This window comes from Bacillus cereus group sp. BfR-BA-01382, from assembly GCF_022663475.1.
GTDB lineage: Bacteria > Bacillota > Bacilli > Bacillales > Bacillaceae_G > Bacillus_A > Bacillus_A thuringiensis_S.
In genome coordinates this window covers 1-12,317 of record NZ_JAKUFQ010000074.1, presented here as the reverse complement: position 1 = coordinate 12,317, position 12,317 = coordinate 1, and the positions used below count along the sequence as shown (strand labels likewise).

Here is a 12,317-nt window from a genome sequence, read left to right as displayed (position 1 = left end):
GATTTTGACTAATCATAATGATCATTTAAAAGCAAACTGCGAAAAATGCTTCGGTCTATGTTGCGTTGCATTACCGTTCGCAGCATCGGTAGATTTTGCAGTGAATAAAGATGGTGGTAAACCATGTTCCAACTTACAATCAGATTTTAAATGTAGTATACATAAAAATCTTAGAGGAAAAGGTTATAAAGGTTGTACAGTATTTGAATGTTTCGGCGCTGGGCAGAAGATTTCTCAAGTTACATTTAACGGGGTTGATTGGCGGAAAGATGCTAAGCATGCGAGAAAAATGTATGATGCTTTTCCAGTTATGCATCAACTTCATGAAATGCTTTGGTATTTGAATGAAGCGATTCTTTTAAAGGCAACACAGCCAATTCATAAAGAGCTGAAGACCGCAATTGAGGAGACAGAGCGACTTTCGAATTTAAATCCAGATGAGTTAATGAAAATAAATGTTCCAGTGCATAGGGCAGAGGTAAACATTCTTCTTTTAGAAACGAGCGAATTAGTATGGAAGGAAATGAATACTGCGCGTAAGAAACGAATCATACACCGCGGTGCAGACCTTATGGGAGCAAATCTGAAAAAGAAAGATTTACAAGGTGCAAATTTAAGAGGAGCATATTTAATTGCGGCAAACTTAAATGGAGCAGACTTACGAGGGGCAGATCTCATCGGAGCAGATTTACGAGATGCAGATATTCGCGGGACTGATTTTACAAATAGTATTTTCCTGACGCAAGTTCAAGTTAATGCGGCTAGAGGGGACAAACATACGAAATTACCGAAATTATTGTCTCGTCCATCGCATTGGAGTGCGTAAAGAGTGAGGAGTATTTAGTGTGGATATATTTCAGTATTTAGAAGAGGTGCAAGAGGATGCCTTTTCGTTAGCAGTAGAGCAAATAGAAGCGAAGTATTATGATATTTGTTGCATGTTGGCGTCTACAGAATATGCAGAACGAATTAAAGCAATTGATTTAGAGTCATATAAGGAAAGTATTAGAGTAGGTTTGGATGCAGCTGTAGAAATGGCTACTAATGAAGAAGCAAAGGCGATTTATTTAGAGTATGATCTTGATAACGAGTGGAATAGTCAGTTTTATCCCGCATTAACGGGCAGTAAGACCCCCACCTCAAAATTCAGCGAAAGCAAAGAAGTTACGTGGGAAGTCAACTGCCCGTAAAAGCCCGATTGGTTCAACTAATAATCAGTGGGGATGAAGAACGCCCCCACTGATTAAAGTTTCACTTTATATTTGTGAGGAATATGTTTCAATGGAAGAAGAGGACGATAATTGGGCTTCAGAATGGACATATAATATTGAGGGGTCGGGGTCTGTAGAATTAGCGGATATGTATAATGAAAATGGCTTTGATACAAGTGAAAAAGCAATCAGTATAACTTTATATTTAATTGCTAAAACGCTGTGTAGTTTTATAAGTGTACGTAGTGAAGTGCAAAGTAATATACCGATTTGTATTGGTTTTCACGACCAAGATCCAATTATGCGAACAGGCAGAGACTAAGAATCTCTGCCTGTTTTGTTATTTCTTTTCAAAAGTAGTAATGAAAACGCTACATATAATGAGCATACCACCAATGAAAAAGTTACTATTTAATGTCTCATTTAATAAGAGCCAACCAAGTAATGATCCAACGATAGGTTGGAAGAAGAAAAATAAGGAACCGATGCTTGCATCCATTAAGTCTAATCCTTTATTCCAAAGGAAAAAGGCACCTGCTGTTGAGACGATTCCTAAGTATAATACGCCTAATATGACGTACGTATTTACTGTTCCGATAGAGGATGTTTGTAGTTCCCCTATCATAAAAGGTGTAATAAAAAAGAGTGAAAAGAATATGGCATACGTTGTAATAACTAAGGATGAAAATTGGATTGAAGCGATTTTTACATAAATAGATAGTAAAGCCCACGTAATAGCGGCTCCAACTAAAATGATTGTTCCGATAAAATAGGAGCCGATTTCAATATCCCATCCGATTACGATAATGACACCGATTGTCGCTATTATAGTAGATAAAAGTCTACGAGCAGTTAGTTTTTCTTTCAAAATGAGCGCTGCAAATATAACCATAAATGCAGGTGTAGCTGATGTAACTAACGAGCCTGTATGAGCGTCGGATAATTTTGTTCCGATAAATTGGCATGTGATTGAAATGAAATAGCCGATAAATCCAATCCAAGCGAATAATAGCCAATCTTTTTTGCGAATGGTTGCTTTTTTCTTTTGCTTTTTCTCAGCTATTTTCAAAATGAAATACAAAACAACAAAAGCGATAATAAAGCGTAACCAAACGAGTGTCAGTGGTGGGATAAAATCGAGTATGTATTTGCTAACAACATACATACCACCCCATATACTTGCTGTTAGTGATAAATATATAGCTCCTAAAATTGTTTGTTTCATGTAAAGTACCTCCGTCTATTTTTAGGGTAATATGAGTTCCCTAAGACGAGGCGTAGTGTATGTGCTAAATGAATGCCCGTCTTAGTTTATAGACGGCCTACAGGCTGATCGTTTTCGAATGAAGTGTTGTAGTACATGAGTGCATTCCTCCTTCATATTTTATAATGATATTATAACTTAATTTTCAGTTTATTGTACTGGGTTATTTTTTTAGAAATAGAACGGTATGTTCTAAAATAAGAAAAGTTGAAAAGAACAGGTGATTTCATAAATATATTTGGCTAGCACGTAATTAATGAAATTTAATAATTTAATTATATAAGTAGAATCATATTCTATAAGTTTAAGAAAATATATGAAGTTGTGTATAAATTGTGAATAATAAACCGTCACGTTTGACTGTACAGTTTATGTGTTGTATGATGTAAGTAATATAAACAAGGGGGGAAGATCGTTGGGAAGGTGTATCGAATCGGACAGTTGGCTCTCATGGCTCACGTGTCGAAACGAACGATTGATTATTATACGAATCTAGGTATCTTAAAAGCGGAGCGATCTCAATCTAATTATCGCTATTACGACGAAACAGCATTTGAGACATTACAATTTATTGAGAAGTGCAAAGAAATGCATATGCCGCTTTGTGAGATTAAAGAGAAAATCGAGGAGAAGAAGAAGCTGCTCGGTATCAATGAACACGTTTCGAAACAAGTGAATGAAGTGACAGACCATATTCACCGATTAGAAGTGGAGCTTACTGAGTTAAAACCGCTTTTAGATGAATTGACTGATTCACAACGTGAAAAAATATCGAAATCTTTATCAGGTCAAACGACAGCTTTAATACAGACACTTGCTCTATTATTATAGAATAAGTGAAATCCGACCTCTTTAATTTTTGTATCGGGCTATGTTTTCTAACAAATAAATAAGAAAACATTATAGTATACAGGAGGTGGACACCTTAGTTTTTTAACTAAGGGGATTCATTGGAAATATTTAATTTAGTCATGGTTGCGATTTTAATCGCATTTACTGGATTTTTCGTAGCAGCAGAGTTTGCGATTGTAAAGATACGTTCAAGCCGTATCGATCAGCTTGTTGCGGAAGGAAAACGCGGTGCTTTAGCAGCGAAAAAGGTAACAACAAATTTAGATGAATATTTATCTGCTTGTCAATTAGGTATTACAGTTACAGCTATGGGATTAGGTTGGTTAGGTGAACCGACAATCGAAAAGTTATTACACCCGTTATTTGAGAAATGGAACTTAAATCCTTCTATTTCATCAGTATTAACATTTGGTCTTGCTTTTATGATTATGACGTATTTACACGTTGTAGTAGGGGAATTAGCTCCGAAAACGATGGCAATTCAAAAGGCTGAAAGGGTAACGTTATTATTGGCAGGTCCATTAATGATGTTCTATAAAGTAATGTATCCATTTATTTGGGTATTGAACGGTTCAGCTCGTGTGATAACTGGTTTATTCGGTTTAAAGCCAGCTTCAGAACATGAAGTAGCTCATACAGAAGAAGAATTACGTCTTATCCTTTCAGATAGCTATGAAAGCGGCGAAATTAATCAAGCTGAATACAAGTATGTAAATAACATTTTTGAATTTGATAATCGTATTGCGAAAGAGATTATGGTACCGCGAACAGAAATCATTGGTTTCTACCTGGAAGATTCAGTAGAAGAACACATGAAAGTAATCCAAAATGAGCGATACACACGTTATCCGATTTTTGGGGAAGATAAAGATGATATTATCGGTATGGTCAACGTAAAAGATTTCTTTATTCGATATATGACCGAGGATCAAAAAGATTTATCATTTATTCGCTCGTATATGCGTCCGATTATTGAAGTGATGGAAACGACTCCAATTCACGATTTATTACTTCAAATGCAGAAAAAGCGAATTCCGATGGCTGTTTTATATGATGAGTACGGAGGAACAGCCGGAATTGTAACGCTTGAAGATATCTTGGAGGAAATCGTCGGCGAAATTCGTGACGAATATGATGAAGATGAAGCACCACCAATTCAACATGTGAACGAGCAACATATCATTGTTGATGGAAAAGTGCTTATCTCAGAAGTGAAAGATTTATTTGGATTACACATCGAAGAAGATGATGTGGATACAATCGGTGGATGGATTATGATGCAAAATCATGAAATCGAAGAAGGACAACACGTTGAGGCGGAAGGTTATGAATTTAAAGTGTTAGAAAAAGACGCTTACCAAATTAAACGTGTTGAAATTCGTAAGATGGAACAAGAACAAGAAGAAGAGAAAGCAGCAACTGTGTAAGTTGCTGCTTTTCTTCTAAAGTACAAAAAATGAGAACTTAGGAGCGGATATTTTGATTCAAGAAGCCTTACGTGTATATCGATTACAATTGTATGTGATCTTTAGTGGTTTACTACTTATGTGGACGATTACTCCGTTTGGAAAACAAGTGACAGGGTTTGGTATTGGATTAGCAGTAAGCGCCTATTGTCTTTGGTTATTAGCTCGCAGGGTGGAGAAACTCGGAAAAAGTATCGTAATGAAGGAAAAGGCTCCTGGGTTAGGAGTTCTAAACCGATTTGCAGCTGCCATTTTAGGAGCAATCATCATGTATGAAATTGAGCATGAAATGGAAATGTGGGCATTTGGTACAGGCATTTTAGGTGGTCACTTTTTAATGATTGCAAATTTAGCTTATGCGAATATGCAGTTAGTGAAAGAGGAAGAGGAAGAGAAGCAAAGGGAACATGCTTCGAAAAACATAGAGCTATGATGAAAGGGGCCTAATGGGGTTCCTTTTTTGTGTTTAAGTGAGCTAATGAAAGGAATCAATTTTACGACAAATATAATACGCTTCTTTTTTTCGTTTTTCAATAGTATGAAAAATAATGTAAAAAAATTTAAAAACCCATCGATTTCTAAAGGTTATGTATGTTATTATGACAAAAGACTTTTTGAAAGAGGTGGATACCAATGTTACAAGCGTTACTTATTTTTGTGCTTCAAATTATTTATGTTCCAATTTTAACAATCCGTACGATTTTGCTTGTAAAGAATCAAACAAGATCCGCTGCTGGTGTTGGATTGTTAGAAGGAGCTATTTACATTGTCAGTTTAGGTATTGTGTTTCAAGATTTATCAAATTGGATGAACATCGTTGCCTATGTCATTGGCTTTAGTACAGGACTTTTATTAGGCGGTTATATAGAGAATAAATTAGCAATTGGTTATATTACGTATCAAGTTAGTTTACTAGACCGTTGTAATGAATTAGTAGATGAACTACGTCACTCTGGATTTGGTGTTACGGTATTTGAAGGCGAAGGAATTAATTCTATACGTTATCGCTTAGATATCGTTGCAAAGCGCTCTAGAGAGAAAGAACTGTTAGAAATCATTAATAAAATTGCACCGAAAGCGTTTATGTCTTCTTATGAAATCCGTTCATTTAAAGGCGGATATTTAACGAAGGCGATGAAGAAGAGAGCGTTAATGAAGAAGAAAGATGAACATGCATCGTAAAGAAAAGGGGGTAGTGCAGCTTTAAAAGCATGGCATAATCCCAAAATAAAAAGAGAGGAATCAAGTTTGAAAAAGATTCCTCTCTTTTTTATGTATTATTTTTTTCTACTCTTTCTTAAATTAACAAGTAACCATACAACTTGAATAATTATTGGTAATATAAATGCAATTAATAAAACGATAAAGGCTATTAATTTCAGCTCAGGTGTTTGAGTAACACCGGTCCCATCAACCTCTCTTAGCAAAATGATAGCTGTCAATATCCCGAAAGCTATAATCCAAAATATGTTACCAATCCACCAATAAATCCATCTTCTTTTCATGCTAGCACCCCTTATATTTACCCACTGTTAAAAGTAAATTTTCGTTCGTTACATTTATAATGAAATGCCTATAAAATTAATTTTTTTTAACTGTATACCTAACTTGTTTAAAGGTTACCATTTCTCCATCTTTATCATCATCTTTTGTTTGCAAAAGTTGAACTTTTGGCTTGTAGTCCGTCCTATGAGCGTGTTCGATATCTTTAATGTTAAGCTTGTAGGATTCACCATTATTAATTTTTTGTTCCAATACTTTTTTATTAGCAACATAAATAAAGGTCACTTTATTTTCATCAATGCCCTCGGTCTTAATTTCTAATTCATTATCTTTTGTTGTAATGGTTGGTGTTAATAATTCCATACTGCCGTTTCCAGTTTCTAAAGAATTTCCTGCAATAGCTGAACATCCGGATAATATGATTCCGGTGAATAGAAGAACAGCTAATTTCTGTTTCATAACATCCCTCAATTCCATGTGAATTTTGATTTTGGTATTGCTAGATTACTAGTGTGGAGCGTAAATGTTTAGTTAGTACCCTTTTAATTGTACCATAATATGTAAATTAAAATAGGATGTATATCCAATTTAAGGGAGATTAAAAAATTTACTGATTGTTGTAAATTCGTGTGTTTTAGCTTCTATTTCAATCGAAATGTAGACGAGAGAAAGAAATTTTTTTATAGAAATTATAATTTTTACATTTTACAATAATGATAGGGAATAGATGAATTCATTTACTTCGGAGGTAGTTATTTGAACATTAATGAGAAGGCAATTGAAATGTTTGAACAAAATAAATATGAGGAAGCAATGGAACTGTTTCAACAAGCAGTACATGAATCTAGAGACGTACAATCTCTCAATAATCTGGCTTGGATGTACTTTTATGAGGAAGAGAATGATGATAAAGCTAAGAGAAGTTGTTAAGTTGAATCCTTCTTCATACTTTCCTTATAACATCTTAGGGGAAATTTACACGAAACAAGAAAAATGGGAAGAAGCGAAAGAAGTATTGCAAAAATCTATTTCGATGCAACCATCGGATGAAGCATTTCACAATGTAGCTGTAGCGCATTATAACCTTGGAGAGTTAGAAAAAGCTTCGGAATTTTTTTTGCGAGTTGCAGGGGATTCGGACTATATAATGTATAGCTATGTAAAATGCTTAATTGATTTAGGGCGAACGACAGAAGCGAAAGAGAAGTTAGATGCTTTTAACAGGAAATCTGATAATTTTTTAGGAGAAATTCATGTAGCAGATTTATATGTTGAGTTGAATTGCTATAACGAAGCAATTGAATGGTTCGAAAAGGGATACAAAGAAGTTTGGAAAAGTCCTAACTGGATTGGTAGGTTTGTATATGCTCTATATAAAGCTAATAATTTCTCCCGTATAAATGAAGTTATACAGGAATCTATCGAAGCGAAAACATCAGAAATAGAAGGTGTTCAGAATGAAGACGTAGAAGAAAACTGGACAGAAAAAGATAAGAAAGAGTTAATTGAGGAATATACAGAAGAGAATAATTGTTATAAAACAATGATAGAACGTATCAAATCTGGATATGTTCCAGGGTTAGAATTTGAAACTTATCATTTAGGGGGGTGCTATTTATTTAGTTGTAAAAGACATAATCATCTTGAATATGAAAAATAAAAAGATTCGACTGTCAAGTATGATGGTCGAATTTTTTTATTATAGGTTGCTTGTCTAAAGGTACCATTTCAATTGTAATGTGTTAAAGAGGTTTCGTCTCATTACATAGGTATATATCCTCTTTAGAGCTCCCTTTTTTAATATTTAAAATATGGAGTGAAATAAAACCAATAACTCCTATTCCGCCGAAAATAAGCCATGGTGTATACATTCCGTTTAAATTGGATGTAAACGATGTCCCGGTATAGTTACCGATGATAAAACCAAATGCGAGTGATAGTTGATAAAATCCGAAGAAAGTGGCTGTATATGATTCATTACTGTAATTTGCAATAGCGATATCAGCGTTAGGTAATACGAGTGTTTCACCGATTGTAAATAAAATTACACAAATAAAGAGCCAATATGGGTGTTGAAATAAAGGAATGAGTAAAAAGGAAATACTCATTAATAAAACACCGTATTTAATAATCGAAAGTGTGTTGTATTTGTGGAATAATTTTCGGAATAATACCATAAATATGACGCCTGTTATCGCATTTATCGTAATAACGAGTGTAGCAAGTTGATTGCTATTACTAATGTTTTTCATATGAAGTGGAAGTGCGACAGTAAGCTGAGTAAACATAATATAGAAGAAAATCATGATAAAGGAAAACAGAAGGAAAGACTTGTTTTGTAAGATGGCCTGTATTCCTAATGTAATAGACGTGTTTTCAGTAGTGACATGGAAGTGATTTTTAAGTAAGTAAAAGATAAAAGCAAATAACAGCATAAGAGATCCTGTTAGAGAGAAAGCGTAGAGTGGATCGAGTAAGAGTAAGAACCCTCCTGCAATTGGTCCGATTATTGCACCGCAATTAAAGCTAAGGTTTAAATATGTAAATAAATTTTTTCTCAAATGAGCTGGCTGTGAGCCAAATATAGCGCGAGCGGCAGGTTCGTAAAATGCAGTTCCGAAGCCAATAAGTGCAGAAGAAATAGAAATTGTATAGAAATCAGAGCATATTCCTAAAGCGATAAATCCGATTCCTCTCAAAAATAAACCAGCTATCATCATAATGATATAGCCTATTTTGTCAGCAATTAACCCTGAGAATAATGGGATAACTCGTGATGTAATTGTCATAACCGTCAACACTGTTCCTACTTGGACAGCAGAAAAATGAAGAAAGGTTAATAGATAAATAGCTAAAAATGCGTATACTGCAAAATACCCAAAAGACATAAAAAATGAAGAAATAAGCATGAAACGTATCGGTGTTGAGAAACTTTTCATAGAAATCCCCCTAATTATGTAACCAGTAAAATTATTTGATGGTTAACTATTTTATACTATAATTATACATAAAGTCAGAAAAAAGTAAATTTTAAGAAGAAGGTGGATCGAATTGAATCAAAACGCTCCAAATGAACTAGAATATATTCGGGAATTTTTAAATACATGGAGAATACCAAACGATACGAGAGAGCCAATTGATTTGCTGCAAACAAAAGAAGATATAAAGCTCTTTATGAAAGAATATTTTGATGAAGAGTTTCCATTTCATACGATAGAGGAATTAAGAGGTTTTCGAGAAGATATTCGGATGACAATTGAAGGCGAAGGATCATTGCAAAAATGGTTAGAGAAATACCCATTTCATGTACATATAAAGGAAGATATGAAAGGTATTACATATGAACCAGTATATGAAGAGAATGTGTATACAAAAGTGCTAAGCATTGTGTTAATGTCAATTCAAGAAAATGTGTGGGGAAGGTTAAAAGCATGTCCAGATTGTCGCTGGGTATTTTATGATTATTCGCGAAATGGAAGTAAAAGATGGTGCGGTATGTATGCTGGAGAAGAAGGAGGAAGAGCATGCGGGACGATTGCAAAAGTGAAAAACTACCGGGCGAAGAGAAAAGGGCGATCTGGTTATGATATGTAAGTAATATTAGAGAAAGAAAAATGGATGGGGGGAATGATATGGAAGGCACACAAATGTTAGCTTTAAACAAAAAGTGTTGGGATACAGTTGCACCATATTTCTTTCAAGTGGATTGTTTACCGAAATATGGTCCGTATACGGCGTCTGAAGATGAGATTCATTTGTTCGATTCAATTAGAAATAAAAAAGTTCTTGATATTGGGTGTGGAAGTGGACATTCGTTGCAATATATGGCAGAGCATAGGGCAGAGGAAGTATGGGGTCTTGATCTTTCAAGTGAACAAATTAAAACAGCGAATAAAACGTAAAAGCGTTGGAATCCAAAGTTAATATGCGGAGCAATGGAAGAAGAAGGAGATATTCAGAAAGGGTATTTTGATATTATATATTCCATTTATGCATTAGGTTGGACTTCAAATTTAGGAAAAACAGTAGAGTTTATATATTCCTATTTAAAGCCAGGAGAAAGTTTTATTTTTAGTTGGGAGCACCCAGTATATTCAAACTTACAATATGGTACAGAAGAAGTTGCTATAAAGTCTTCTTATCATGAGGAAACGTCCATTACGTTTGAAACATTTAAAGGAGAAAATGTACAAGCGATATTATATAAGAGAAAAATAAGTACATATATAAATGAGTTAAATAGAGCAGGCTTTATAATTGAGAGAATAGAAGAGCCTGAACCATCGAGCTCGTTTGATGGAGAACTAGCTGAGCCGTCTACGAAATATTATTCTTTATATAAAGCTAGGATGGTACCAACTACTTTTATTATTAAGGCGAGGAAATAAATTGTTTTATAAAAAGAAGCCTATCGTTTCAAATAGTTGAAATGATAGGCTTCTTTATTTTTAAAAAATAAGGTCAGAGGTGTACTTTTTTTAAAAAAATGCATTTCATATAAAAGGTGTAATGATTTTAGGGAAGGGGGATTGTTGTGCGTCATCATAAAAATTGCAAAAAATTCGGAGTGGCACTGCCTCTTCCGCTTATAGGTGCAACTGGTCCAATAGGTAATAGTGGCCCTGTAGGTCCAACTGGAGGGCATGAAGGTCCTGTTGGTCCAACAGGGACGACTGGACCGACGGGAGCAACTGGTCCCCAAGGACCTCAAGGTATCAGGGGAATACAAGGTTCGCGAGGGACAACAGGAGCGCAGGGAATACAAGGAGCTGTTGGTGATACCGGAGAGCAAGGTATAACTGGTCCAACTGGCCTCCAAGGTGCTCAAGGATTAATCGGAAACCAAGGTCCAATTGGTGATATTGGGGTACAAGGATTAGAAGGAACACAGGGAGCTACGGGTCCTGCTGGTAGTCAAGGAATACAGGGCATACAAGGAATACAAGGGGAAGTAGGTGAGCGAGGACAAACGGGGGCACAAGGAATACAAGGAGAGAGAGGGGGAACTGGAGTTCCAGGGGTAACTGGTTCCCAAGGTCCTCAAGGTGTTCAAGGGATACAAGGAGAGCAAGGGGCTACTGGTATACAAGGAGAAGACGGCGCTCAAGGAATACAAGGAATTACTGGAGAACAAGGACACCAAGGTGATCAAGGGGCACAAGGTGTAGTAGGACCAACTGGTTCTACTGGAATACAAGGTCCTCAAGGTATAAGCGGAATAAAGGGAATAACCGGTGTAACAGGCCCTCAAGGTCCACAAGGAGTTCAAGGAATACAAGGAGTAAGTGGATCCACAGGTTTTCAAGGAGCAAAAGGAGTACGAGGGATAACAGGAGCAACTGGTCCTACTGGTACACAAGGCTCAGAAGGACCACCGGGTGGTCCGACGGGAACAACCGGTCCAATTGGTCCATCTAGTGGAGTGACTGGTCCATCAGGTCCACCCGGCCCGCCAGGAGGTCCAACAGGTCCAACGGGTGCGACTGGTTCAACAGGTGTAAGCGGAGGGATAGGACCAATTGGAGCGCAAGGAGTGCAAGGTATAACAGGTCCAACAGGTCCTCAAGGTGTAAGGGGAGCCCAAGGTTCCCAAGGTGTAGTTGGAGCAGTTGGAGTCCAAGGGGCACAAGGTCCTCAAGGTAACCCAGGTATAACGGGTCCAACGGGTGCAGAAGGTTCTCAAGGAATACAAGGTACGCGTGGAGTAACTGGTCCGACAGGTGCAGAAGGCCCTAAAGGTATTCAAGGTATTCAAGGTGTAATAGGCCCAACAGGTGCACAAGGAATGGTGGGAATACAAGGGATAGCCGGTCCAGCTGGTGTTACAGGAGCGGAAGGAGTTCAAGGTGAACAAGGAATCCGAGGAGCAACTGGTCCAGCTGGAGCGCAAGGTATACAAGGAGTACAAGGAATTCAAGGGGAAACAGGAGCAGCTGGAGCACAAGGTCCTCAAGGAGTTCAAGGGATACAAGGGACTACGGGATTGACAGGTGCACAAGGTGCACAAGGTCTTCAAGGAGT

General features: G+C 36.6%; 10 protein-coding genes and 4 pseudogenes. 10 read left to right on the top strand and 4 right to left on the bottom strand.

The window, feature by feature from the left end:
- Positions 1-4: 4 nt before the first annotated feature.
- Both MR160_RS23625 and MR160_RS35375 read left to right on the top strand, forming a co-directional pair.
- Positions 5-826, top strand: coding sequence for a pentapeptide repeat-containing protein (locus MR160_RS23625; protein WP_000181441.1), 822 nt, complete (start codon positions 5-7; stop codon positions 824-826).
- A gap of 19 nt (positions 827-845) precedes the next feature.
- Positions 846-1,533 (top strand): annotated as a pseudogene (locus tag MR160_RS35375) (hypothetical protein).
- Positions 1,534-1,551: 18 nt separating this feature from the next.
- On the opposite strand, the gene MR160_RS23610 reads toward MR160_RS35375, so the two are convergent.
- The gene (locus MR160_RS23610) at positions 1,552-2,436 is read right to left on the bottom strand and encodes a DMT family transporter (protein WP_000814766.1); all 885 of its coding nucleotides are present in this window, start codon (positions 2,434-2,436) and stop codon (positions 1,552-1,554) included.
- A 462-nt stretch (positions 2,437-2,898) separates the two neighbouring features.
- On the opposite strand from MR160_RS23610, the gene MR160_RS23605 reads away from it, so the two are divergent.
- The 4 genes from MR160_RS23605 to MR160_RS23590 all read left to right on the top strand — a co-directional run bounded on the left by MR160_RS23605 (position 2,899) and on the right by MR160_RS23590 (position 5,975).
- On the top strand, positions 2,899-3,306 hold the full coding sequence (locus MR160_RS23605; RefSeq protein WP_000285639.1) for a MerR family transcriptional regulator: 408 nt from the start codon (positions 2,899-2,901) through the stop codon (positions 3,304-3,306).
- Between the two features lie 119 nt (positions 3,307-3,425).
- Positions 3,426-4,754, top strand: coding sequence for a hemolysin family protein (locus tag MR160_RS23600; RefSeq protein ID WP_000402254.1), 1,329 nt, complete (start codon positions 3,426-3,428; stop codon positions 4,752-4,754).
- Positions 4,755-4,806: 52 nt separating this feature from the next.
- On the top strand, positions 4,807-5,226 hold the full coding sequence (locus MR160_RS23595; protein WP_000613871.1) for an ATP synthase subunit I: 420 nt from the start codon (positions 4,807-4,809) through the stop codon (positions 5,224-5,226).
- A 200-nt stretch (positions 5,227-5,426) separates the two neighbouring features.
- Positions 5,427-5,975, top strand: coding sequence for a DUF2179 domain-containing protein (locus MR160_RS23590; protein ID WP_000938443.1), 549 nt, complete (start codon positions 5,427-5,429; stop codon positions 5,973-5,975).
- Between the two features lie 95 nt (positions 5,976-6,070).
- Here the strand turns inward: MR160_RS23590 and MR160_RS23585 are convergent, their stop codons facing one another.
- A complete protein-coding gene (locus MR160_RS23585; protein WP_000830329.1) occupies positions 6,071-6,298 on the bottom strand; it encodes a DUF3923 family protein in 228 nt (75 codons plus the stop codon).
- A 76-nt stretch (positions 6,299-6,374) separates the two neighbouring features.
- Positions 6,375-6,755, bottom strand: coding sequence for a hypothetical protein (locus tag MR160_RS23580; RefSeq protein ID WP_000810640.1), 381 nt, complete (start codon positions 6,753-6,755; stop codon positions 6,375-6,377).
- A 297-nt stretch (positions 6,756-7,052) separates the two neighbouring features.
- Here MR160_RS23580 and MR160_RS23575 point away from each other — a divergent pair.
- A pseudogene (locus tag MR160_RS23575) lies at positions 7,053-7,956 on the top strand (tetratricopeptide repeat protein).
- 82 nt (positions 7,957-8,038) lie between these two features.
- Here MR160_RS23575 and MR160_RS23570 read toward each other — a convergent pair.
- Positions 8,039-9,235: an MDR family MFS transporter gene (locus MR160_RS23570; RefSeq protein WP_000834868.1), complete on the bottom strand. Its 1,197-nt coding sequence runs from the start codon at positions 9,233-9,235 to the stop codon at positions 8,039-8,041.
- 112 nt (positions 9,236-9,347) lie between these two features.
- Between MR160_RS23570 and MR160_RS23565 the strand changes: the two genes are divergently transcribed.
- The 3 genes and pseudogenes from MR160_RS23565 to MR160_RS23555 all read left to right on the top strand — a co-directional run.
- Positions 9,348-9,890, top strand: a complete 543-nt coding sequence (locus MR160_RS23565) for a CGNR zinc finger domain-containing protein (RefSeq protein WP_044784249.1) — start codon at positions 9,348-9,350, stop codon at positions 9,888-9,890.
- Positions 9,891-9,928: 38 nt separating this feature from the next.
- A pseudogene (locus MR160_RS23560) lies at positions 9,929-10,684 on the top strand (class I SAM-dependent methyltransferase).
- A gap of 146 nt (positions 10,685-10,830) precedes the next feature.
- Positions 10,831-12,317 (top strand): annotated as a pseudogene (locus tag MR160_RS23555) (collagen-like protein); the annotation flags it as partial.

What these genes read in the sequence shown, in the direction of transcription:
- MR160_RS23610 (WP_000814766.1), bottom strand. Translation starts at nt 2,436, where the DNA reads ATGAAACAAACAATTTTAGGAGCTATATATTTATCACTAACAGCAAGT.
- MR160_RS23590 (WP_000938443.1), top strand. Translation starts at nt 5,427, where the DNA reads ATGTTACAAGCGTTACTTATTTTTGTGCTTCAAATTATTTATGTTCCA.
- MR160_RS23585 (WP_000830329.1), bottom strand. Translation starts at nt 6,298, where the DNA reads ATGAAAAGAAGATGGATTTATTGGTGGATTGGTAACATATTTTGGATT.
- MR160_RS23580 (WP_000810640.1), bottom strand. Translation starts at nt 6,755, where the DNA reads ATGAAACAGAAATTAGCTGTTCTTCTATTCACCGGAATCATATTATCC.
- MR160_RS23570 (WP_000834868.1), bottom strand. Translation starts at nt 9,235, where the DNA reads ATGAAAAGTTTCTCAACACCGATACGTTTCATGCTTATTTCTTCATTT.